This window comes from Lutimonas sp. (genome assembly GCF_051011215.1).
In the GTDB taxonomy this organism is placed as follows: domain Bacteria; phylum Bacteroidota; class Bacteroidia; order Flavobacteriales; family Flavobacteriaceae; genus Lutimonas.
The window spans coordinates 1-25,145 of the sequence record NZ_JBPCUJ010000111.1 but is presented as its reverse complement, the minus strand read 5'-3'; the positions used below and the strand labels follow the sequence as shown (position 1 = coordinate 25,145).

The 25,145-nt window shown below is 37.8% G+C and carries 18 protein-coding genes; 11 read left to right on the top strand and 7 right to left on the bottom strand.

The features are described 5' to 3' along the window. The first annotated feature begins 115 nt into the window (after window positions 1–115). The 5 genes from ACR2MV_RS10580 (at window position 116) to ACR2MV_RS10560 (ending at window position 8,285) form a co-directional block, all read left to right on the top strand. Window positions 116–2,320 (top strand): S9 family peptidase, encoded by a 2,205-nt coding sequence (locus ACR2MV_RS10580; RefSeq protein ID WP_434021882.1) that lies wholly within the window; start codon window positions 116–118, stop codon window positions 2,318–2,320. A gap of 16 nt (window positions 2,321–2,336) precedes the next feature. After that, complete coding sequence (locus ACR2MV_RS10575; RefSeq protein ID WP_434021881.1) at window positions 2,337–3,869, top strand: peptide MFS transporter; 1,533 nt, start codon at window positions 2,337–2,339, stop codon at window positions 3,867–3,869. A gap of 54 nt (window positions 3,870–3,923) precedes the next feature. Then, the gene (locus ACR2MV_RS10570; RefSeq protein ID WP_434021880.1) at window positions 3,924–5,690 is read left to right on the top strand and encodes a peptide MFS transporter; all 1,767 of its coding nucleotides are present in this window, start codon (window positions 3,924–3,926) and stop codon (window positions 5,688–5,690) included. A gap of 72 nt (window positions 5,691–5,762) precedes the next feature. Next, window positions 5,763–6,347 (top strand): thioredoxin family protein, encoded by a 585-nt coding sequence (locus tag ACR2MV_RS10565; RefSeq protein WP_434021879.1) that lies wholly within the window; start codon window positions 5,763–5,765, stop codon window positions 6,345–6,347. 78 nt (window positions 6,348–6,425) lie between these two features. Next, window positions 6,426–8,285 (top strand): ABC-F family ATP-binding cassette domain-containing protein, encoded by a 1,860-nt coding sequence (locus ACR2MV_RS10560; protein ID WP_434021878.1) that lies wholly within the window; start codon window positions 6,426–6,428, stop codon window positions 8,283–8,285. Between the two features lie 171 nt (window positions 8,286–8,456). Here ACR2MV_RS10560 and ACR2MV_RS10555 read toward each other — a convergent pair whose 3' ends face one another. Together ACR2MV_RS10555 and ACR2MV_RS10550 are read right to left on the bottom strand one after the other, a co-directional pair. Beyond that, window positions 8,457–11,270 carry a TonB-dependent receptor domain-containing protein gene (locus tag ACR2MV_RS10555; RefSeq protein WP_434021877.1) on the bottom strand — a complete coding sequence of 938 codons (2,814 nt, stop codon included), beginning with the start codon at window positions 11,268–11,270 and terminating at the stop codon, window positions 8,457–8,459. Between the two features lie 88 nt (window positions 11,271–11,358). Further along, window positions 11,359–12,750, bottom strand: coding sequence for a hypothetical protein (locus ACR2MV_RS10550; protein WP_434021876.1), 1,392 nt, complete (start codon window positions 12,748–12,750; stop codon window positions 11,359–11,361). Between the two features lie 197 nt (window positions 12,751–12,947). Here ACR2MV_RS10550 and ACR2MV_RS10545 point away from each other — a divergent pair, with 197 nt between their 5' ends. The 3 genes from ACR2MV_RS10545 (at window position 12,948) to ACR2MV_RS10535 (ending at window position 15,164) form a co-directional block, all read left to right on the top strand. Then, window positions 12,948–13,634: a response regulator transcription factor gene (locus ACR2MV_RS10545; protein ID WP_434021900.1), complete on the top strand. Its 687-nt coding sequence runs from the start codon at window positions 12,948–12,950 to the stop codon at window positions 13,632–13,634. A 24-nt stretch (window positions 13,635–13,658) separates the two neighbouring features. Then, the gene (locus tag ACR2MV_RS10540) at window positions 13,659–14,693 is read left to right on the top strand and encodes a sensor histidine kinase (RefSeq protein ID WP_434021875.1); all 1,035 of its coding nucleotides are present in this window, start codon (window positions 13,659–13,661) and stop codon (window positions 14,691–14,693) included. 120 nt (window positions 14,694–14,813) lie between these two features. Continuing rightward, window positions 14,814–15,164, top strand: a complete 351-nt coding sequence (locus tag ACR2MV_RS10535; protein WP_434021874.1) for a toxin-antitoxin system YwqK family antitoxin — start codon at window positions 14,814–14,816, stop codon at window positions 15,162–15,164. A gap of 7 nt (window positions 15,165–15,171) precedes the next feature. On the opposite strand, the gene ACR2MV_RS10530 is transcribed toward ACR2MV_RS10535, so the two are convergent. The 5 genes from ACR2MV_RS10530 to rnpA all read right to left on the bottom strand — a co-directional run bounded on the left by ACR2MV_RS10530 (window position 15,172) and on the right by rnpA (window position 21,311). Continuing rightward, entirely contained in the window at window positions 15,172–16,206 is a 1,035-nt protein-coding gene (locus ACR2MV_RS10530) for a glycosyltransferase (protein WP_434021873.1), read from the bottom strand. Between the two features lie 74 nt (window positions 16,207–16,280). Then, window positions 16,281–17,555, bottom strand: coding sequence for a phosphoribosylamine--glycine ligase (gene purD, locus ACR2MV_RS10525; RefSeq protein WP_434021872.1), 1,275 nt, complete (start codon window positions 17,553–17,555; stop codon window positions 16,281–16,283). 70 nt (window positions 17,556–17,625) lie between these two features. Then, window positions 17,626–19,299, bottom strand: a complete 1,674-nt coding sequence (locus tag ACR2MV_RS10520) for a DUF6909 family protein (protein WP_434021871.1) — start codon at window positions 19,297–19,299, stop codon at window positions 17,626–17,628. Next, window positions 19,286–20,929, bottom strand: coding sequence for a S41 family peptidase (locus ACR2MV_RS10515; RefSeq protein WP_434021870.1), 1,644 nt, complete (start codon window positions 20,927–20,929; stop codon window positions 19,286–19,288). The genes ACR2MV_RS10520 and ACR2MV_RS10515 overlap by 14 nt, the downstream gene beginning before the upstream one ends. Before the next feature lies 1 nt (window position 20,930). Then, window positions 20,931–21,311, bottom strand: coding sequence for a ribonuclease P protein component (rnpA, locus tag ACR2MV_RS10510; RefSeq protein ID WP_434021869.1), 381 nt, complete (start codon window positions 21,309–21,311; stop codon window positions 20,931–20,933). A gap of 108 nt (window positions 21,312–21,419) precedes the next feature. On the opposite strand from rnpA, the gene ACR2MV_RS10505 reads away from it, so the two are divergent. From ACR2MV_RS10505 to ACR2MV_RS10495, 3 genes are all read left to right on the top strand, one after another. Beyond that, entirely contained in the window at window positions 21,420–22,598 is a 1,179-nt protein-coding gene (locus ACR2MV_RS10505) for an acyl-CoA dehydrogenase family protein (RefSeq protein ID WP_434021868.1), read from the top strand. A gap of 26 nt (window positions 22,599–22,624) precedes the next feature. Then, the gene (locus tag ACR2MV_RS10500) at window positions 22,625–23,419 is read left to right on the top strand and encodes a membrane or secreted protein (RefSeq protein WP_434021867.1); all 795 of its coding nucleotides are present in this window, start codon (window positions 22,625–22,627) and stop codon (window positions 23,417–23,419) included. 76 nt (window positions 23,420–23,495) lie between these two features. Beyond that, a complete protein-coding gene (locus ACR2MV_RS10495) occupies window positions 23,496–25,004 on the top strand; it encodes a hypothetical protein (protein ID WP_434021866.1) in 1,509 nt (502 codons plus the stop codon). Window positions 25,005–25,145 lie beyond the last annotated feature (141 nt).

Sequence of the window (25,145 nt, the reverse complement as noted above, 5' to 3'; positions counted from 1 at the left end):
AATCGCAGACAAACGTTGAAAAATAAAGGCCTCAATAGGTAAATATTATCGTTAAAAAAGAATTGATTTCATATATTTTCCGTAAACTTGGTTTTTTAAATTTCAATACCCTTTTATGAGAATCCTTTTACTGCTATTATTTGTATTAGTTCAACCACTTTTTTCACAACAGAAAGAAATCACTTTAGAAGATATCTGGGCCAATAACACCTTTGCCACGGAATCTCTTGAAGCATTTCAATCCATGAAAAATGGAGACTATTACACCATTTTAAACCATAATTCTTATGGTACATTTATGGATAAGTACGATTATAAAACCCTCGAAAAAATTGAAACTGTTGTTGTAGGAAAAGATCTGGACGGTATCACTTTTTTTGATGATTACGCCTTTAGCGAAGATGAAAAAAAACTCATCATTGGAGTAGATCTGGAACCCATTTATCGGCGTTCAAAAATTGGGAAATACTACGTCTATGTGATCGCTGAAAAAAGCCTTGAATTGATCGTTGACAAAAATATACAGTCTCCTACTTTTTCACCAGATGGCAAAAAAGTGGCCTATGTCTTTGAAAACAACCTTTATATAAAAGACCTTGCTTCCAAAGAGATAAAGCAAGTTACCGCGGATGGTGAAAAAAACAAAATAATAAACGGGATAACCGATTGGGTCTATGAAGAAGAGTTCAGTTTTGTGAGGGCATTTCAATGGAATGCTACCTCTAACAAAATTGCCTTTATACGATTTGACGAAACAGCGGTTCCAGAATTTTCCATGGACACTTATGGTACTGGACTATATCCCGGCGATCAAACATTTAAATATCCAAAAGCAGGAGAAACAAATTCTACGGTAGCACTTTATATTTTTGATCTTGACAAAGACAAAAAATTTGAAGCGAATATCAAATCCTACGAACAATATTATATTCCACGAATTCAGTGGACCAAAGAAGCCGACGTATTGGCCGTAACCACCATTAACAGACATCAGAACAATTTGAATCTGGTGTCGTTCAACGCTGCTTCAAATACGGCCTCCTTACTTCTAAACGAAAAGGATGCAGCCTATGTTGATATCAATGATGATTTGACTTTTCTGCATGATAATAGCTTTATCTGGAGTAGTGAAAAAGATGGCTTTAATCATTTATATTCCTATGACAAGAAAGGCAAGCTTCAAAATCAAATCACCCAGGGGCCTTGGGAAGTCACCAAATACTATGGCTTTGATAAAAAGTCAAAGAAAATATTCTATCAATCTACCGAAGAGGGGTCAATTAACAGAAGTGTTTATTCTATTGATATTTCTGGAAAGAAAAAGAAAAAACTCAGCAAGTTTGTCGGTATAAACTCCGCAAAATTCAGCAATAGTTTAAACTACTTTGTAAACACTTATTCTAGTGCTACAACTCCTACTGTCTATACCTTGGTTGATGCCAAAACAGGAAAGGAATTAAAAGAAATTAAAAACAACCTGAACCTGGCGGAAAAATTGACTGCCTATGACCTGCCTTCAAAAGAATTCGGCACCATAAAAACTGTCAATGGTGAATTCAATATGTGGATGATCAAACCGAAAGATTTTGACCCAAACAAGGAGTATCCTTTATTGATGTTTCAATACTCAGGACCTGGATCACAGCAAGTAGCGAACAGATGGCACAATGCCTGGAGACATGATTATTGGCATATGATGCTCAGTCAGAAAGGGTATATCATTGTTTGTGTGGATGGCAGAGGAACTGGTTTTAAAGGAAGAGACTTTAAAAAAGTCACCTATAAAGAACTCGGTAAATATGAGATTGAAGATCAAATCGAATCTGCAAAAGAATTAGGAAAAAGAAGCTATATAGATAAAAATAGAATTGGTATCTGGGGCTGGAGTTATGGTGGCTTTATGAGTTCGCTTGCCATCACCAAAGGAGCAGATGTGTTTAAAATGGCTATTGCTGTTGCACCTGTAACGTCTTGGAGATATTATGACTCTGTGTACACTGAAAGATACATGCAGACTCCACAGGAAAATGCTGCTGGTTATGATGAAAATTCACCGGTCAATTTTGCCGATCAGTTAAAAGGCGATTATTTACTTATTCATGGAACCGGAGATGACAATGTCCATGTGCAAAATTCGATGCAAATGATCAATGCCTTGGTAGAAGCCAATAAGCAATTTGATTATTTTACATATCCTGATAGAGCACACGGCATTTACAGAGGTAGAAATACCCGCTTACACCTTTTCAAAAAAATGACTACATTTATCGATCGTTCGCTTGGAGAGCCACAACCAACAGAACAAAACATCATCGACTAATTCATTCAAAATCAATATGACATCTACTACAAAAGACGCTACGGAACAGGAAATGTTCGGACATCCTAAAGGTCTATTTTATTTATTTTTTGCAGAACTCTGGGAGCGATTTAGTTTCTATGGAATGAGGGCCCTTTTGACGCTCTACATGGTGCAGGAAATTTTCAAAGCCTTGGTAGAAAGAGATGCGGCCACTGCTGTAGTTTACGCTTCTTATGGCTCTTTGGTATATGCTTCGACCGTTATTGGCGGAAGAATTTCAGATAAAATTTTAGGAATGCGAAGCTCCATTTTTTTAGGTGGAGTCTTAATGGCCATCGGACATTTTGTGCTTGCCATCGAAAACAATGTGGCCTTCTTTCTGGCACTGGCATTTATTGTGGTCGGCAATGGGTTTTTCAAACCAAATATCTCGACGTTTGTTGGTTCCTTATATCCTGAAGGAGATACAAGAAAAGATTCCGGTTTTACCATTTTCTATATGGGAATTAATATTGGTGGTTTCGTTGCCCCGCTGCTTTGTGGATGGTTAGCAACCCAATATGGATGGCATTATGGATTTGGACTTGCAGGTATCGGTATGATGACAGGCCTTATTTTCTTTTGGAGTGGCATCAAGAAAAATGTTTTTGGAGACAGAGGCATGCCGCCAAGCAAAGAAATTTACGAGAAAAAAATCATAGGTATCCCCCAAAAAATATTGGTACCGACAATCGCAGTATTAACAGTGCCACTGATTGCTTATATTCTGTCAGCTTACAAGGCTATTGCCGGGGGAGAATCATTTCTAGGAGATCAAACATATGTCAGTTTAATTTTTAAACTAATCGGTGTGGCTATCGTCATATATATGGCGATGATCATGTTGAAATCCACACCGGATGAGCGTAAAAAATTATTCATGGCTATCCTGATTACCTTCTTTATGACGCTATTCTGGGGCTTCCATGAATTGTCAGGAAGTGTTATCACTTTATTTGCAGCAAGAAACGTAAACTTAACATTCTTAAATGCAAGTCAGACGAATGCACTAAACTCAATGTTCATTATCATCCTTGCGATTCCGATTTCCTTGTTATGGGCATACCTAAGCAAAAGGAATTTAAATCCTCGAACGCCTTATAAATTTGGCTTGGGGCTGGTACTTGCCGGCCTAAGTTTTTATATTCTGGCCTTGAGTGGAGGTAGTGCAGATGAAAACGGAATGGTCCCAATGATTTATTTATTGGCTATGTATTTTATTATCTCCGTCGGGGAATTGTTTATGTCTCCGGTGGGTCTGTCAAAGATCACTGATTTGTCTCCCAAGAGAATTGTTGCCTTTATGATGGGTGTTTGGTTTCTTTCATCCGCCTATGCATTTCAGATCGTTGGATTTATTTCAAAACAACTGGCCATCGAAAGTACAGATGCCAATATTGGTGGTTTAGACACGCTTGCTGTTTATATTGATGGCTTTAGTTTGATAGCCAAGTATTCATTGGGCGCAGGAATCATCGTTCTTATTTTTGGTCCTTTGATGAAAAAACTAATGGGAAATATTCACTAATAAAATTACAAAGTCGGGCGTATTGTTCGGCTTTTCTTATAAATACACCTTACTATGAACACCGATATAGAAAAATTATTTAAGCACACTGTTTTAGGTCACCCTGCAGGATTATTTATCCTTTTTTTTACAGAAATGTGGGAACGTTTTTCATTCTATGGAATGAGGATCCTTTTGGTTTTATTTTTAACCGCGCCTATTATCAGTGACAATCCCGGATGGGAATGGCCTCGTGAAAATGCCCTGGCATTGATCGGGACCTATGCTTCTTTGCTATATCTGACTCCTATTGTTGGCGGCTTTATTGCCGATAAATATGTTGGTTATAAATGGGCCGTGGTTATCGGTTGTTTTATCATGACACTGGGTCATGCTTCCATGGCCATAGAAACTCCATGGTCTTTGTATCTGGGACTTGGTTTACTGGTCATTGGAACCGGATTTTTTAAACCAAATATCACGTCTATTATTTCCTCCATGTATAAAGGGAAAGAATCGAAAAAAGACGGAGCCTACACCATTTTCTATATGGGTGTTAACTCTGGAGCTTTTTTTGGTATGATGTTGTGTGGCTATCTGGCTGAAAATTTTGGCTGGTCCTGGGGCTTTGGTCTGGCTGGTATTTTTATGTTTTTAGGAATGTTGCAATTCTGGTTGGCGAAAGATCTTTTTGGTTCTATCGGAGAATCTCCTGCAAAAGTAAAAGAATTGGAAGCTGCATCAGAACAGGGTGTGCAGGAAACAAAAAGTGATGAAAAATTAAATCCTTTTACCAAATTTGACATGGTGTTGATCGTATTGTCATCCGTTGGAGGTCTTTTATACTTGTTTAATCATCCTTTAGAGCTTATTGAAGGCATCAATCTGTTACCATTTGAATTAGGTGGCCTTAGCGGCTCAAACGTAATCGTTTTAACTGCCCTGGTGCTCTTTCTTGTTTTATTGGTAACAAGGGTATCAAGATACTTACCGATTGTGAGAGATCGAATTATCGCTGTTGCTATTTTCGGATTGTTTACGGTTTTCTTTTTTGCAGCCTTTGAACAATCCCTTGGCTCCATGACCTTGTTTGCCAGAGACTATACCAATAGAGACCTGGTTGGTTCTTCTGCCCTTATTTTTAAAATAATTGACGGGCTTTTGACCACCATCCCTTTGATTATAATTACCTGGGTTTTATACTTACTGTTTAAGAAAACCTATATGAAAATACCTGTCTCTAATATGGTTCTTGCACTTGCTTTTGTAGGTGTTTGGGGACTGGTTATTTACAGATTGGTCGATAAATTTTCTCAGGAAGGAAATCAGATCGAAGCAAGTTGGTTTGGAATTTTGAATTCATTCTTTATTATCAGTTTGGCTCCTTTGTTTTCACGTTGGTGGGAAAGTAAATACAATCCAAGTGCAGCCGTTAAATACGGTATTGGTCTAATTTTGCTCGGTCTGGGTTTTGCTATTCTTGCTTTTGGGACCTCAGATATTCCGCAAGGTGCAAAAACAGCTTCTGTAAGCATGATTTTCTTGATTCTGGCCTACCTTTTTCATACAATGGGTGAATTATGTCTTTCGCCGGTAGGATTGTCTTATTTAAGCAAATTGGTGCCGCCTAGAATGATTGGATTTATGTTTGGGATCTGGTATTTAGCCATTGCCATAGGTCAAAAAGCAGCAGGAACCATGGGGGGAATGATCGATAAAATTTCTGAAGAATACTCTTTGAGTTCATTTTTCCTGATCTTTACAATAATTCCTATTGCCATGGGATTTGTGTCAATCATGCTGAACCCGGTTCTAAAAAAATTAATGCACGGTGTAAAATAATTTTTGGCAGAATCTGTTTCATTAACATGTCCTTTAACAAATTTTTAGGTCAGATTATGTAATTTTGCAGGAATGAACCCTACTAAGGCCATGAATAATATGAATACGATGAAGAAGACCTTTTTTATTTTAGCGCTTTTTTTGGTAAGCCTTTCAACGCATGCCCAAAAGAAAAAAATAAACTGGATGAGTCTTGAGGAAGCCGTTGCTGCCCAGGCCGTTCAGCCTCGAAAAATTATGATGGATGTGTATACATCCTGGTGTGGACCTTGTAAAATGCTCGACAAAAACACCTTCCAAAATCCGGATGTTGTCGAATATATCAATGCTAATTATTATGCGGTAAAATTTAATGCCGAAGGAAATAAGGCCGTTAATTTTAAAGATCAGGTATTCAGCAACCCCGACTACGACCCAAAAAGAAGTGGAAGAAATGCACAACACCAACTGGCAACCGCACTGAAAATTACAGCCTATCCAACGATTGTATTTTTTAATGAAAACGGAGATACGTTGCTCCCTATACCGGGTTATAAAACGCCCAATCAGTTAGAGTTGTACTTAAAACTTTTCTTAAATAACGATCATCAAACGATCAACACTCAGGAACAATGGGATCAGTATCAAAAAGATTTCGTTTCACAGTTTAAAGGATAGTCTGAAAATCTTCATTTTTCTTGATTCTTTTTGGCTTAACTTGCCAGCCAGAATGAACACCTTTAAATTCGTATTTGAGTGAACTACTTATCAGTTGAGAATATTTCAAAATCCTTTGGTGACAGGGTCCTTTTTGAAGACATTTCCTTCGGCATCAACAAGGATCAAAAGATTGGATTTGTCGCTAAAAACGGCACCGGAAAAACTACCTTACTCAAAATTATCTCGGGAGATGATACCCCTGATACGGGTCAAATCATTCTTCGGAAAGACTTAAAAGTAGCGTACCTTTCTCAAAAAGAAGATCTCAATGAAGCGCTAACAATTGAGCAAACTATTTTCGATTCTGATAATGAAACTTTAAAAATAATAGAACGCTATGAGCATGCTTTAGAGCATCCTGAAGATGCGGAAGCTTATCAGAAGGCTTTTGAATTGATGGAACAAAAGAATGCCTGGGATTTCGAAACCCAGTACAAGCAAATTCTATTTAAGTTAAAATTAAGTGATCTTCATAAAAAAGTGTCGTCTCTGTCCGGAGGGCAAAAGAAAAGACTGGCTCTTGCCATGATATTATTAGATCAACCGGATCTGCTGATCCTGGATGAACCGACAAATCATCTGGACCTTGAAATGATCGAATGGCTGGAACAATATTTAAAAAAGGCTAATTCAACCCTGTTCATGGTAACTCATGACAGGTATTTTTTAGATAGGGTCTGCAATGATATTCTGGAGTTAGATCACGGAAAAATATATCGCTACAAAGGAAATTACTCCTATTATCTGGAGAAAAAAGAAGAGCGTATCACTGCAGAGCAAACCACCGTTTCAAAAGCAAGAAACCTCTTCAAAAAGGAGTTGGATTGGATGCGCAGGCAACCCAAAGCCCGCACGACCAAATCTAAATCAAGAATTGACGACTTCCACCAAATAAAAGAAATTGCCCATCAAAGAAGAAAAGATCATCAGGTGCAATTAGAAATACAGATGGAAAGACTCGGTAGTAAAGTAGTTGAGTTACATAATATTTCAAAGGCCTTTGATAATAACGTCTTGTTCAATAAGTTTGATTATGTGTTTAAACGTGGGGAACGCATCGGGATTATTGGTAAAAACGGTACTGGAAAATCTACTTTTGTCAATATTCTCACCGGTGGTCTGGCAACTGATACCGGAAAGGTGGTCATTGGTGATACCATTAAATTTGGATATTATTCGCAAGGAGGCATACAAATAAAAGAAGGGCAAAAAGTAATTGAGGTAATCAAAGAGTACGGAGAATACATTCCCTTGGCAAAAGGCAAAGCAATCAGTGCCGGACAGTTGCTTGAACGATTTTTATTTGACCGTAAAAAACAATATGACTTTGTGGAGAAGTTATCCGGAGGTGAACTGAAGCGCCTCTTTCTTTGTACCGTTCTAATTCAAAATCCTAATTTTTTGATTCTTGATGAGCCAACAAATGATTTGGATATTATCACGCTACAGGTTCTCGAAAACTTTCTTTTAGACTATCCTGGAAATCTGCTTGTAATATCACATGACAGGTATTTTATGGACAGAATTGTCGATCATTTATTTGTCTTTGAAGGTGATGGAGTTATCAATGGTTTTCCTGGGAATTATTCTGATTATCGCAGTTATGAAGACTCAAAGCCAGCTGAAAGCAGTCTAAAAGTTAAAAAAGAAGATAGTAGAAAATCGGCTCCGTCAGCCAATGAATTATCTCATTCAGAAAAAAGAGAGTTTGGAAAACTTGAAAAAGAAATCGCTAATCTAGAAAAGAAAAAAGCAATTATTGAAAGCAAATTCACCAACAATGAAGTCCCGTCTGACAAAATTGAAGAAACCTCTCTTGAGCTGGAAAGAATCATATCCGAATTAGAACATAAAGAAGAAAGATGGTTTGAACTTTCCATGAAACTGGAATCATAACAACCGCTGTTTTTAATCCTTTTGCTTTTAAATGAACTTCCCTTGTTTTGAATGTCCTGTAGAGGATTACACGAAGAAGGTATTCGCTAAAAACCCTTGTGATCCAACAATTATTGGTTCACAAGGGTAATTAATGTAACTCTTTCAGAAGTGACTTTGTCAAATCGCGGCCTAGAACCTGTAGGAATATCCAACAGAGATTCCTCTTCCAGGGCTTAGACTGGAAAAGATCTGATCTTCTGCTTCAAAAGATTGATAACGAGCTTCTCTTTTGCTATCCAGGATATTTTTGATGGAAAAATTGATGGTTGAATTTTGCTCCTCTCCAAAAGATTTATTTAAAATAAAATCCAAACTATGAAATGGCATGGTATACGCATCCGGAACATCTCCGGTACCAACTACCTGAAGGGTTTTACCCTGCACATTATAATAAAGACTCGATTGCCATCCCTTATCATTGGCATAATTTAATCCGAAATTGACCAAATACGGAGACTGGCCCTGCATGTCACGCGTATCACTCAATGTCTCTCCATCTCTTAAACTCAAGGTTCTTCTTTCCAATTCTGCATCTGTCATTTCTAACTCAGATTTAATCAGAGAAAAGTTCAGGTTAAAACTAAAATCCTCTAGTTTATCCATGATAAATCCGAAGTTTTTTCTCATTTCAAATTCAGCTCCGTATACTGTCGCTTTTCCTGTATTCAAAGGTATAAACTGGTCTGAAGCGGATAAAAAGTAAGACAATTCAATAGGATCCTTAAAATTCTTGTAAAAGGCACTAACTGCAAACATTTGAGCTCTTTCTCCAAAATGCTCCCAGCGTAAATCTAAATTATTGACATAGGTCGGTTGCAACTCAATATTACCGTTAAACGTTGTACTTGAAATCGGGTCAAAAATCTGGGTAATAGAAGCTTCTTTAAAAGAGGGTCTTGCTGTTGTTCTTCCATAAGCAAACCTTAAGTTTGAAGCATCATTAAGCGCATAAATAAAATTGGCAGAAGGAAATAAATCTGCCTTGTCTAACAATTGTTCATTGTCTAAAACAACATCTCCCTGATTGTTTGTTCCTGTATAAAACAAATCAAATTTCTCAAAACGAAGTCCGATAATAGATTTTAACTTGTCCGTAATCTGAAATTCTTCAGAAGCATAAACCGCTGCGATATTCTGTGTTGCATCAAAGGTATTTGCGGGTTCAAAGTTCCCTTCGGCATAGGTTCCTTTCTGAGTGTTTACAGTCCAGATGTTCTGAGGATCCAGCAGTCTGTCGGCATCTCCCTCAAATTCCTGACCTGCACCTCCTTGAATCCTTAACTGATAAGAATCAATGGAAAAGTCTCTTTGCTTATAGGTATAATTTCCACCAAATAGCAACTTAGCTCCTTTCCCCAAAAATGTATGTTTCTTTGAAAAGTCTAATTTACCCACTAAATTCACCTCTTCCAGATCCCTCCAGATTCTTTGTGGACTTCCAGCTGAACTGGGGCTGATAAAATAAACATCTTCATCAACATCATATTCAAAAGGAGTTACCCTCACATCCTTATCATTTATTTTTGAAATTGTCGGGGCTACTTTCCATTCAATATTCCAGCTTCCATCATCATTTGCATGCTTTCCGTTTAGCAGTATATTTGTGATCTGACTTTGTTTGTATTCAAGGTTGTCCTTAAAAATAGTTACCGCATCTGAAAACAATAATTCCTGTCTTAAATACCCGGCACTTGAAATTCCATTTTGAATATGCAATGCCGATAACTTGTACTTACTCTTATCAGTCTTAAAAGTCAAGCCTCCCATTACATTCCAAAGTACACTGTTTTTTGCCAAATCACCTTTCTGTAATTTGTCTGGGTCCAATTCTGTTACACTTTTATCCTCCGATTTTCTCCAGTTTCCATTTTCAATATCCTTGTAGTATAAAAACTCGTTTCTGTAAGAAGCAACCGCCAAATAGCCAAGCTTATTCCCCTGACCAACATCGTATAAATTACCGGCAGTGAATCCAAAATTTGTATTCATAAAACTCGTTTCATTCTGAGCTGCCATTTCAGGCTCAAATTGCGAGGTCCAATAGGACGTGGCAGGGTTATTATCAGATGGAGGAGGAATTGTAATGTCCCGCGGTATCGGTCTCGCTCTTTTACCACTGTCAAAACCCAATGGATCTGACTTGCTTCCTTTATAATCTAAATAATTAGAATTAAAATGCATGTTTGGATTGTACTCGGCCCCTACCGAAACGCTATAGGTTTCTTTGTTTGGAAAATCCTTGGTTACAATATTGACTACTCCACCCGTAAAATCAGCAGGATAATCTGCAGTAAAGGACTTTACTACCTGAATATTATCTAAAACATTCGTAGGAAAAATATCCAGTTGAATTGTGTTTCTGTCCGGGTCCAAACCAGGAATATCAACACCATTTAAAATAGACTTGGTATAGCGGTCACCAAGACCCCTTACATACACATATTTACCTCCTTGTACAGATACTCCAGGTACACTTTTTACAGCACTGGCTGCTTTACTCGCCCCAATTTTGCTAAAAGTCTGTGCAGAAATCCCATCGAGTAAATTAATCGATTTCTTTTGGACATTTAAGATGGACGCTTCGGTATTCTCTGCAGTCGTTGCTTTTACGATAACTTCTTCCAGTTCATTTGAAAGAGGACCAATACTGGCATTCACTGTCACAGACTCTCCAGAACTGATACTCACTTCTGAAATTTCGATGGTTTCATATCCTATAAAAGAAAAGACTACTGTATAAACTCCTTCTTCTAGTTTTAAACTATAGTTTCCTTCGAAATCCGTAGTGGTTCCGGTTCCCGTTTCTTTAATTATTACATTGGCAAAAGGAAGTATATCGTTATATTCCTTATCCATTACCGTTCCTGCTAATTCCCCTGTTTGGGCAAAGCCCAACTGGCTGAATAAAGCAAAAATAACCAGGTATAAAAATTGTTTCTTCATTACTATCTTTCTTATCGTTTTTGTATCACAATTGCCCATCTTTCAACAGATGGGCAATTGGTTTGTTTCGTTTCTTTGTTTCGTGTTCTTAGAAAGCTCCTTTTGCTTTGGCATATGTCCAATTGAAAACCGATACGTCAGCTCCAACTGTTTGTGACCCTGCTGTAACTTCTTTCGTCCAGGCAGCTGCTCTTTCAGTAAAGTCAGGGCTCAAAATAATTTTATTCTCTGTTTCGTTTCCGTCAGCATCTTTGGCTACTTTTTCCTGGAAAATACTGTTGTCATATCCAACAATTTCCCATCCTGAGAAAGTCAACTTCCCGTCAAGAAAGTTTTGAGAAACACCATTGTTATCCAATTCTACATCTGAAGACTCCTTGAAACCATAAGCGTAGATATTGTTAGTTGCGCCCATCGCCCTGCTTCTGTAATCGGCATATTCACCTCCTGGTGTTGCAGCATCGCCGATAATTGTCGTGTTGTTAATCGTAAACAACCCTTCGTAAGCACCTTCCGGCCCGTCAACTTCAAAAGCATGGTCTGAAGTTTCTCCCAGTATAACCAAAGAGTTTTCAATGGTTCCTGCATAGCCTTGATCGATATCCAATCCATCGTCTCCTTGTGCCCATACCAATAAGTTGGAAGCATTCACTGTTCCGCCAAAGAACTCAACGCCATCGTCAAAGTTTGCCACAACCTCTACCTGATCAATCACGGTTCCTCTACCTACCGCTCCTAATGTCAATCCATTGATCTCATTTCCTTCTCCAATCAAAGCACCACCGTGACGAATAGAAACATATTTGAAAACTCCTGAGTTATCATCGTCATCATCACCTCCGTATAATCCAAAAGTGTCACCGGCAGGGATCCCTTCAATTTGAACCTCCGTTACATCTCCTTTAAAAGATCCTTTGGCATACCCTAAGATCAGTACACCACCCCAAAGTCCGTTATTACTTTCATTCAGATTAGTTCCTGCTTGCTGGCCAACTTCAATATTATCATCTATAGAAGTAAAGATAATCGGCCTTTCAGATGTGCCTTCTGCCATGATTTTACCTCCACGGGCAACGATCAATGCAGAAGCTAATGAGCCTGTTCCTTTTTGCCCTTTTACAATAGTTCCAGGTTCAATTGTTAATGTTATTCCATCCTCAACAACAACTTTTCCTGCTAATACATATACATTGTTTGCCGTCCAGGTCGCATCGGCAAGTATTTCGCCAGAAATTGTAATTACTCCTGTACAGGGTTCACAAGAACCTCCACAATCAATTCCGGTTTCATCACCGTTTTTGATTCCATCATCACAAGTAGCACATGGAACACATGAACCACCACAATCAACTCCAGTCTCATCACCATCCAAAATACCATTAAAGCAAGAAACACCTCCTCTGTTTGTTTCATCCTCACAGCTTGTAAAAGAAAAAGTGAGCGATGTTAAGATCAAAATAGATAGAACAAATTTTTTCATTTTAATTTTTTAGTTTTAATTGATTTTAATTTTACATGGCAAAAGTCAGCATCATATGTTATAGAAATGTTAAGTCGGGTTTAATAGTCAATCAAATAAAGGCGACTTAAGTGTTACTATATTAAGTTATTGTTAACAGCGAGTGCGGCAGTGAAAAATGTCTATTTTTGCAGCATAATCTCTTAAAAGACAATCCTATGGATAATGGAGCAATAAAGATTCTTCTGGTTGATGATGAACCCGATATTCTCGAAATTGTTGGATACCATCTCAAGAAGGAAGGGTATCAGGTTTTTAAGGCTACTAAAGGAACCGAAGCTGTTGTGAATGCTAAGGTGATTCAACCTCATTTGATACTACTTGATATCATGATGCCTGAGATGGATGGTATTGAGGCCTGTGAAAAGATTCGGAAAATTGACGGCCTTGAAAATGTATTGATCGCGTTCTTTACCGCCAGAGGAGAAGATTATTCTCAGGTGGCCGGTTTTGAAGCAGGTGCAGATGATTATATAACAAAGCCTGTTAAACCTAAGGTATTGGTTAGTAAAGTAAAAGGACTGCTAAGACGCTTCTCCACTTCTGAAGAAATCAAGCAAAACACACTTTCTTTTGATGGTATAGTTATCAATAAAGATCAGTATTATGTTGAGGTGGACGGAAAAGAGATTACCCTACCGAGAAAAGAATTTGAATTGTTGTCCTTATTAGCCAGTGTGCCAAATAAAGTTTTTAATAGGGAAATCATATTAAAAACCGTTTGGGGACAAGATGTTGTCGTTGGTGGAAGAACGATTGATGTACACATTAGAAAGTTACGGGAAAAAATCGGAGATGACTTTATAAAAACCATCAAAGGAGTTGGTTATAAATTTGTGGTATAAGAAGATCTTCCTGTATATTTGGGAATGAAATTGACACTACTTCAAAAGCAAGCCCTTCGTACTGCATTTGCAAGCCTCATTAGTCTTATCATTTTTGCTGCCCTATTTTGGATCATGAAGGATTCAGGGTGGGTATTCATTTCTATGCTGTTTCTTGGCTATTTTATCACCCTGTTTTTCATCTTTATTTATGGGACCAAACGGTTTATTGAATCACAGCTGGAAGGTGTCTATAAATCAACTCTTTTCGACAATGAACCGTCCTTAAAAGCTGATCTTGAAGATGTTGATTTCGAAAATTTCACGAAACGCATCAAGAATTTTGCAGAAAATAAACTCGGTGAAATTGAGCAACTGCATAACCGAGATGATTTTCGTCGTGACTTTATCGGTGATGTTTCTCATGAACTAAAAACTCCTTTGTTTACGGCACAAGGCTATCTTTTAACTGTTTTGGATGACTCTATTGAAGATCCTGAATTGGAAAAAAAATACCTGGAAAGGGCCAACAAGAGCATAGAACGTTTATCCTATATCGTGAAGGACCTCGATATGATCGCCAAATTAGAATCCGGAATGAAATTAGATCAGTCTGAATTCAATATTGTTGCCACCATTAATGATGTCTTCGAATTAATGGAAATTAGGGCCCATAAAAAGAACATCACACTTGGATTCAAAGAACCACATAATTATCCCATTCTGGTAAGAGCAGACAAGGAAAAAATTGAACAGGTGATTATTAATTTGTTGTCCAATTCAATAAAATATGGCAACATAAACGGCAGTACCCTTTTACAGGTTAGAACACATTCAGTCCACCAGGTTGTGGTCGATGTGATTGATAATGGCGTAGGAATAGACAAAAATAACCAGGCGCGTTTGTTTGAAAGATTTTATCGGGTGGATAAAAGCAGGTCGAGAGATCAAGGAGGCTCGGGACTTGGTTTGGCCATTGTAAAACATATCATGGAAGCCCATGAACAGGAAGTTCTGGTAGAAAGTGATCCTGGCAAAGGATCCACTTTTTCTTTTACACTTAACAAAGCTTCTTCATAGAATTATTTGGCATTTTCATCAATTTCACAATGACTTATTCTTTTTCCAATGTTAAGAAATTGTAAACTTATTGTTTATTAAAGGTTAAATATCTAATTTTAACCTATCAAAATAGAAAAAATGAAAAAGTTGTTCGCTTGCTTAGTATTGTTCCTCCTTACGGTTAATGTTTCATTCGCTCAAGGAGTAGAACCAAAATTTGAAAAAGAAAATGATCTTGTGAAAGCCACCTATTATCATGACAATGGTATGATTAAGGAAGTAGGTTTTTTCAAAGAGGAAAAACTTCACGATAAATGGATTTCCTACAATAAAGAAGGGAAAATAAAAGTTGTGGCCCTTTACAACAATGGTATCAAAGAAGGTAAATGGTATATGGTTGGAGAAGATTCTGTTAAAGAAGTAACCTATAAAAACAACAAAGTAATCAAAGTGCAACAGGTGAATGAATCGGAACTTTCTTTTATCTAAAGCATACTCACTGCTCAAAAGCATCAAATAATGAAGTGTATTTATTGTTTGATGTTTTTTTATGCCTAAAACCGGCATATTCTTTTCCTTTTAAACTTTTATGCAGATCAAAGGATGCCTGATCCGAAAATCCTGCAATCCCCTTTTTTTCAAGATGCATTGCCAAATATTCCTGCTCATACTGTCCTGGGGTTGGTATAAAAAATGCTTTTGCTTCCAAGGCCTCCATGTCCATGATACTGCTATATCCGGATCTTGAAATAATAAGATGACCTGCTTCAATGGCATCTCTCAATTCCTGATGAAGCATAAAATTGACTCTGGTGATTGCACCAAAGGAGTCCTGTTTCTGTTTTTCTTCAACGATGCCCTGAATCACCAGACTCTTTCCTGAAAAAGATACCAGTTGTTTCATTATTTTTTCTTCCAGATACTGCCTTTGTGGTTCCGGACCACTTAAAACAACTACCAAATCCCACTTTTTTTTAAGAGACTTCTTAGCGCATCTGCTTAACGGACCAATGTATTTTACGTGCTTGAATGATTTGTTTGATTGGGATAATTCCCCCGCCAGCCCTTCCAATGCATAATCAGGTACCCAACATTGGTCAAACTTGTCGATAATATTTTGATGCAAGACTGTACTTAGACTGCTCGTTTTTCCACTCAGAACTTTTAATTGATGCGTCATATAAACACTGGGAACCTCCTCCAACCTGGCGGCAAATCGATTATCTGAAATGATTCCGCTTAAATTCTCGATTTGATGAATCTCCTTTAGCACTTCCCTTTCCAAACCCATCGCTCTTAAAAGTTTTGGTGCCTGTGAAAGCAGCTTATACTTTAACAGAGAGCCTTTCTTGCTATAAGCGACCTCAGCAGCAGGAAGTTCATAAAAAGGCAACTCAGGGAACTCTTTGATTAAAAGTTGAAGCGAATCACCATCTCCTCCTAATAAGGGTGAAAACCCTTGTTGCATCAGTGCATTAATTATTGGAATACATCTTGTAGCATGACCAAGGCCCCAATTCAATGGTGCCACCAAGATTTTTTTATGTGAGATAGCATTGCTCAATAAGTTGTTATTGCCACTCTGGTCAAAAGAAGAGCCGACATCTATTTCAGATCAAATCCAATGTCTGTTCTAAAATTCATTTTATCAAAATGAATTTTTTCAATATTCTTATATGAAGTTGCCAAAGCTTTTTCAAAATCATCTCCAAACGAGGTTACAGCCAAGACCCTTCCTCCGCTGGTTTTCACTTTAGAATTATCGAGTTTGGTGCCTGCATGAAACACGATCGAATCTTCAATTTCCTCAAGACCGCTTATTTCCTTTCCTTTTTCATATGATTCCGGATAGCCACCTGAAACCATCATCACAGTCGTGGCAGATTTCTCATTAATATCCAATGTAAATCGATCCAGTTTTTTCTCCGCTGTTGCCGTCAATAAGTCAACCAGGTCAGATTCAATCCTAGGAATGACAACTTCCGTCTCAGGGTCGCCCATTCTTACGTTGTATTCTATCACGTATGGTTCGTTATTCACTCGGATTAATCCAATAAATATAAAGCCTACGTACGAAATCTTGTCTTTTTTTAATCCTTCCACAGTTGGAATAATGACTCTTTCTTCTACTTTTGTAAGGAACTCCTTATCCGCAAAAGGAACAGGAGAAATGGCCCCCATACCTCCGGTATTTAATCCCTTATCTCCTTCACCAATTCGCTTGTAGTCTTTTGCATTTGGCAAAACAACAAAGTTTTCTCCATCGGTTAAAACAAAGGAACTCATTTCAATTCCATCCAGAAATTCTTCAATAACCACCTTGGCACTTGCTGCACCAAACTTTTGATCACGAAGCATTTCTTCCAGTTCTTTTTTGGCTTCATTGAGATCGTCCAGAATTAAAACACCTTTTCCTGCTGCCAAGCCATCAGCCTTTAGTACGTATGGTGCTTCAAGAGAATCGAGAAACTGAAACCCTTCTTCTAAATTATCTACCGTAAAACTTTTGTATTTCGCTGTTGGAATATGGTGCCTGAACATAAATTCTTTGGCAAACTCTTTACTTCCTTCCAACTGTGCTGCATATTTTTGAGGCCCGATAACAGGAATATTATTTAATTCGCTGTCATTGAGAAAAAAATCGTGAACTCCTAACACCAAAGGGTCTTCCGGCCCTACAACAACCATTTGTATGTTGTGCTCGAGAACGACTTTTTTTACCTCCTCAAAATTAGTAGGACTGATCTCTACATTGGTCCCGTATTCAACGGTTCCTGCATTACCGGGTGCAATAAAAAGAGATCCGCAATTTGGGCTTTGTGCCAATTTCCAGGCAATAGTACATTCTCTACCTCCTGATCCTAAAATAAGTATGTTCATGTATGCAGTATTTATGGCTGCAAAAATACTTTAAAATTTCTATTTAGAACGAAATGAAATGACCCGAAATTTAAAAAATTTGTTCAAGAATTTTTTTTGTTATCAGGTACGTAGGTCGAACTCCCGAGGTACCTAATCCTCCTGAGGCCAGGGTACTTCCTGTTTCCAATGGGTTATCAGAAGCATAATAGGCATACCTCACTTTGATGTCTTTTTTGATATTTCCCCTGATTTTTGAAGCAGATTGAATCGCTTTTTGATAATGAGCTCCTTCCATTTCCAATCCGATAACCTTCCAGGTAGAGTTATAGAAAAATTCCAGGATATCTCTGTTTTGCAGAGATGTTCCCAGGACGGTAATCATGGATCCTTCATAAACTCCCAAACCACTATCTTTCAAATCTTCTGGTGTCAATTCATTGTGAAAAGGATAATTATCCGCGGTCCCTTCAAAGATATGCGAAGTCGGAATCATAATGTCCCCTTTGACACCTTCAAGGATTCCAGCCTTTCCCATTACGGAAACAGATTCTATATTTAAATGCTTTTTACCCGCTGATGGCAAGTCAAATGGCTTTAGCAATTCATCTAAGGACTCATAGGCTTGTTCTCCAAAGGCGTAGTCCATTACAATAATCACCGGCATATCCCCTTTAGAATTTTCTCTTTTATAAATGGTCGCATTTAAGTCGATCATTTCCGTATCAATGATCTGAACATCAATATTCGCTCCGGTCGTATCTTTGATAAAGGTCAGGCCTTTTTTGGCAGCTCCTTTTTTAATCACTCTTCTCAACTCATTATTTTCCGACTCACCTATCAGTTCAAATAATGAAATCCCTTTATTCTCACTTGATTCTTTTGGAAGGAACATCGGAGCATAAATAGAATTCATCACACTGTGCATATTGGCACTGATCACATGAATTGGTCTGTCGATTAAGTCTCTTTTAAACAATTCGTTTTTAATATTCTCAGCCCAGCTTTCACCTGAAATGTGATGACCAATCCTTTCTCTTAGGATAGGACTGAAAGTAATTTCATGTTTTTGATCGCTTAAAATTTCGTTCAGGGATAGCTTGCCCATCCAGTAGATTACCTGAAAAAACCGATTGGGAGATTTGCTACTGGCAAAATTATCATCTGCTTTTTTTATCTCCTCATAACTTCTTCCTAAAAAAGAAGATAAATGAGCCAGCAAGACTTCCCTTTCATTTTTATTAATCTTCTTATTATTTAAAACAACTTCCTCAAGATATCCCCATTCTCTGATCGTCTTTCCTTCATCATTGATCAAAACCTTATGGGCAATCTTTTTAGCCTCAACGAACATAAAGGTCAAATGGGTTAGAATATCATAAATATCTGACCTTCCTCTGGTAATTTCAATGTTCATTTGATTTCGGTCTATTCGATAGCAATTCCTTCTTCTTTTGGAAGGAACAATTTTCTTAAAATGCGAATTCCCAAGCCCTTCATCTGCCGTAAGATTTATAAATCGACACTCTGCAATTCCTTCTGGTAATCTGTCTATAATATACAATAAGCCATCCAGCTCGGTTATCTCAGACCCAATAGAACCATAAATTTCTGGTTGTAATACCAGTAACTCGTTAATTAAAGTATTCCCGGAAATTCCCATGGGCTTGTAAAAACCCCTGATAAATAAATGGCGCATTGTGATATAAATCCTCTCAATGGCATTCGTTGAAATTTGAGCTCTGGTCCGTTTATTTTTTTCCATTCAATAAGATGCTTCTGTATTGTTCGTCATTTTCAAGAACTGAAATAGCCTCCTTGATAAACGGGCTAAAGGCAATATGGTTTTGGTATTCCCCTTTTTTAAAGTAGTATCTGTTAATGATCTCATCACTGATGATCTCCTTGATGCTTTCCTTATTCTTATTAAGTTCTTCTATTTTTTGTTCCTGTAATTCTTTTGACAACTTTTTAAAGGATGACTCAATTCCTCCAGACAGGTTTTCTTCCTCTGATAGTTCAAAAGCTGCTTCAAACTTTTTCTCTGACTTTGTTTTGAAATTCGAACTTCCTTTATCGAGATACGACAGGAAATCTTCATATTCGCCATCTTCAAATACATACGTTTCTGGTGAAGCAATGCTGCTATGATCATGGTAATATTCTGATGCAAAATTAAAAATCGCATCTGAACGCAGTAGTGCTTCGGTCGATTCAGTTAATTCAATTTTCTCAATCTTAATATCGGGAGATATTCCTCCACCATCATAGACTGTTCGTCCATTTTTAGTTTTAAATGCATGCCTGCTTTCTTCAGAAAACTTAGGCACATCATCGCCCTCCCTGTGGGTATAATCCAATTCTTGAATATTTCTTCCGCTCGGGGTATAGTATTTAGAAATTGTAAGTTTCAGTTTGGTACCATAGGTGAGGTTTCTATAGCGTTGTACCAAACCTTTTCCGAATGATCTTTCTCCCAATATCACAGCTCTGTCCAAATCCTGTAGAGAACCGGCCACAATTTCAGCTGCAGACGCCGATCTTCCATCGATCAATACAACAATTGGCATATCCAGATCTATTGGCTCGTATTTTGTCTTGTACACCTCGCTCCACTTTTTCAATTTGGCTTTGGTACTTACAACTACTTCATTTTTTGGCACAAAGAAATTTGTAATATTTATAGCTTCATTTAAAAGCCCTCCGGGGTTTCCTCTCAAGTCCAGTATAAGTTTGGTCATTCCCTGTTCTTTCAGATCAGCAAAGGCCGATTTTACGGAAGAAGATGCCTTGTTATTAAATTTATTAAAAGCGATATACCCTATTTCCGTACTTACCATTTCAAAATGTGGAACCGGGTCAACCAATATCTTCTCTCTTTTTACAGTAAAACCAATTTCCTTTTGTTGTCTTTTAACTATGAGCTGGACAGTACTTCCTGGAACTCCTTTCAGCAAGGCTGAAATTTGATCACTGTCATAATCTTCCACCGAAATATCATCAATCTTTAAAATCTGATCTCCTACTTTTATTCCTTCTTCTTCTGCAGAATACCCTTCATAGACTTCTGAAATCACCAACTTATTGTCATAATACCTCGATTCTGCCCCAATACCGCTGTACTCACCAGAAGAGTTGATTTTTACCTCTTCAACACCTTGCTCGTCATAATACCTGGTGTATGGGTCAAGGTCATCCAGCATTTCATTTATCGCCTTCTCCGTTAATTCTGCCGGATTGATCTCATCAATATAATATAGATTCAACTCCTTGAACAAAGTCGTATATATTTCCATTTGCTTGGCCACCTCAAAAAAATCTGATTTAAAGGCAACAAAAAATGTACTTGTAATAACAAGACCTATGATCACTATCCCCCGTTTCATTCTTTTCATTTTATTGTGATTTTTGTTTTTGTAAAAACTTGTGAATCAATTCATTCATTTTCTTTTCAAGTTCATCATAGCTAAGTTCCTTTTTCCCTTGATATATAAACATCAGAATATGCTTTTTAGTATCATCATCATTGTAAATCAGGTATTTATTTTTCCTGTATGATTCTCTCATCAATCTTTTGATGCGATTTCTGTCTACCGCAGACTTAAAATTTCTTTTGGAAACCGATACTCCTGCCTGAACTTTGAAGGGAGATTCATGGTCATTCTCTAAATAGACCATTTTTAAGGGAAATACCGAAGCTGACTTACCAGAGGCAAACAATTCAGTGATTAGATTTTTCTTTTTTAGCTTTTCTTCCTTTCTAAACGTATGCCGCATGGTGGCCAAAGTTAGTTAATTATTTTTTATGTATTTAAAAGTTTGACCCACTTGTTTTTATCAAACCAATAACTGTAACTTTGCTTTATTATCATAATAACAAAAGCTATGTCTGCAGATCAATTTCAAGCACCCGATTATTTTCTTTTAGATGATTTATTAACAGAAGAACATAAACTAGTTAGAGACGCATGTCGTGACTGGGTTAAGAGAGAGGTTTCTCCTATTATTGAGGATGCCGCTCAGGAAGCTAAATTTCCAGATCAATTATTAAGTGGTCTGGCCGAAATTGGTGCCTTTGGACCCTATATTCCTGAGGAATATGGCGGGGCAGGTCTGGATCAGATCTCATACGGACTGATCATGCAGGAAATTGAAAGAGGAGATTCAGGAATAAGATCGACCGCATCTGTACAATCTTCTTTGGTAATGTATCCCATTTGGAAGTATGGAAATGAGGAACAAAGAAATAAATACCTGCCAAAATTAGCCTCTGGCGAAATGATTGGTTGTTTCGGCCTTACCGAGCCAAATCATGGCTCTAATCCCGGAGGAATGGAAACAAAATTCAAAGACATGGGAGATCATTATCTACTGAATGGGGCTAAACTCTGGATTTCAAATTCGCCTTTTGCTGACATTGCCGTGGTCTGGGCCAAAAACGAAGAAGGAAGAATTCACGGATTAATTGTGGAAAGAGGAATGGAAGGGTTCTCAACGCCTGAAACACATCATAAATGGTCACTGAGAGCTTCGGCTACTGGTGAATTGATTTTTGACAATGTTAAAGTTCCCAAAGAAAACTTACTGCCAAATAAAAGTGGTTTAGGTGCTCCTCTTGGTTGTCTTGATTCGGCACGATATGGTATCGCCTGGGGTGTTATTGGATGTGCCATGGATTGTTATGATACCGCTTTAAGATACGCCAAGGAAAGGGTACAATTTGGAAAACCTATTGCAGGATTCCAGTTGCAACAAAAAAAACTGGCTGAAATGATTACTGAAATCACCAAGGCACAATTGTTGACCTGGAGGCTGGGTGTGTTACGAAATGAAAACAAAGCCACTTCAGCTCAAATTTCTATGGCAAAAAGGAATAATGTTGAAATGGCATTGAATATTGCCAGAGAAGCAAGGCAAATACTAGGGGCGATGGGAATCACTGGCGATTTTTCAATTATGAGACATATGATGAATCTCGAATCTGTCATCACGTACGAAGGAACACATGACATCCACCTGCTGATTACAGGAATGGACATTACCGGAATTCCTGCGTTTCAATAATAATTCATGACTTAAAATTCTGATCTATGAAGACTCTTGTATTATTGCCTTTAACACTGTGTTGTTTATTATGCATTCCGCTTATTGGTTCTAATTGGGATGCCTTTGGCGCTGATAACAACAAGCAGCAGCGAAATAACTCAGATGCCTCCCCTGATCTGCAAGGGGCCTGGAGCAGTTCTGAAATCAATGATGCTGGAGAAAAAATTACCATCACCACCATCGTAATGGATGGTTATTTGGCTGAAACCTTTTACAATGAGAAATCAAATGCCTTTGTTAAAACATTTGGCGGATCCTGGGTCGTTAAAGACAGCATGATTTCTTTAACACGTGAGTTTTCTTCTAATGATAGTGCTTCGATTGGTAAAACAAGACACCTGATTTTTGATCTTAGGGGTGATACCATCACTTTTAAAGGCAATGATAAGATCTGGACAAGAATTGATGATGGTAAAAAAGGAGCTCTTAACGGTGCCTGGCTGATCTCAGGAAGAGAAAGAGATGGAAACATGATCAGACGCGCTCCAAGTGCAAGAAAAACGATGAAAATATTATCAGATTCACGCTTTCAATGGATTGCATATAATACCGATACCGGTAAATTCTTCGGAACCGGAGGAGGAACTTATTCTGCTGAAAATGGTACTTATACTGAACATATTGAGTTCTTTTCAAGAGATAACAGTCGTGTTGGTGCGAGCCTTTCTTTTCAATATGACGTGAAAGAAAATGAATGGCATCATCGAGGATTAAGTTCCAAAGGAAGCCCCATATATGAAATCTGGAGCCCTCGAATTATGCCGCAGAAAGAGGAATAGTCACAGAGATCCTATCTGTTTTTTGTAACTAATTGAAGTCTTTGTTCGTCCAATGAATAAAGTCAATTCTATTCGTATGCCTGCTTTCCGTGATTATAAACTAAAACTATTTAGCATTTCCTTTCTTTTTCTGACTGTACTTTCCGGTTATTCAAATACGAATTCATCACTGTACAGCAGTGAATATACCATTAGCATCAAAGAGGCGACAATTAAAAAAGCATTGGTGGAAAGTGTTTTAAAAGTAGAAGACAGTTCCCTTTATATGAGTGCTATTGGAGCAAATCAATTCCCCGATCGATGGGCTAAATTTGTGCACAATCTTAGTGCCGAAACATTAGATGGTCAAGCCATTGAAATTAGGGCAACAGATGGAGGCAGGTGGGAAATAAAATGCAGGAATGGGACCCGTATCAAGCTATCTTATGAAGTACATCTTGACCATGAAGATTATCAGTGGAGTGGTGGAATCGATGGAGCCGCCTATGCACGTGATTGGGGAGTATTCTATACCGGCAGAAGTATCTTTATCATGTCAGGAACTACTGAGCAGCAAGTTAAAGTAAACTTTAAGATCCCTCAAGCTTGGAAAATTTCCTGTCCCTGGGACACCGTTGAAAACAATACATCCAGTTTTTTGGTGAACAATCTGACGGCGCTTTCTGACGCCATATTTTTTGCGGGAACCCATGAGGAAATCATACTAAAAAGAGAAAAGTTTCAACTGATATTCGCTCTTGGTGGGGCAGCTATTATTGCGCAGAAAGAAACTTTTGCAAACATGGCTTCCGGTGTTTTAGATTATTATATCAATTTGATGGGAGGTGTTCCTAACCCGGCTCCTGACAATGCTTTTAATACATCTGTAGTTGTCATTAATTCTTCAGAAAAAACTGATGGAGAAGTGATTGGAAATAATATCAGTATCCTGCTTGAAAAAAACGGAGACCAAATGTCTGAATTAATTGGTCGGTTTATTTTTGCTCATGAATTCTTTCATCTCTGGAGTGGTAAATCATTTGCTCCCATCGCCAACGACTGTGAATGGTTCAAAGAAGGGTTCGCCAATTATTATACCTTAAAATCTCTCTTCCACATTGGCTTTCTCAATGAGGATTCCTATTTACAAGTCCTTAATAATTTTTTCTATCAACGCTACATAACCGATACAGGAGTTGGAAAGCTTTCCATGACTGATGGTGATCAAAAGCATGATCATTGGGGCCTCATTTATAGTGGAGGATTCTTTGTTGGCATCTCTCAGGATATGATTATTAGAGCATCCACTGCTAATGAAAAAAGCCTTGATGATGTGATGCGTACCTTGTTCAAAAAATATGGAGGAACCAACAATGGCTATTCTTTAGAGGAAATTGAAAAATTGATCTCAGAAGCAAGTGGTAAAGATCAAGCAGGTTTTTTTAAACAATATGTCTCCGGAGTGCAACAAATTCCGCTCGCCAGTTATTTACAATTAGCAGGTTTTGATGCAATTGAAGAAAACAATTCCATTAAAATCGCTGTAAAGGAGCAGGCCCCGGAATTAGAAAAGAAGATGGCTGACGGGTTATTTGGTATAAATTAATTCAATGTTCTTGATTTCTACTATTGCAACTCTTATTTTAGCGGTAGAACTTCCTGCTGATGCAACCAAAACCCAATACTATCAATCAGATCAACAAGGCTTTTATAAAGCGTTCTATTGGGTCATCACAAGTTGTTCTGG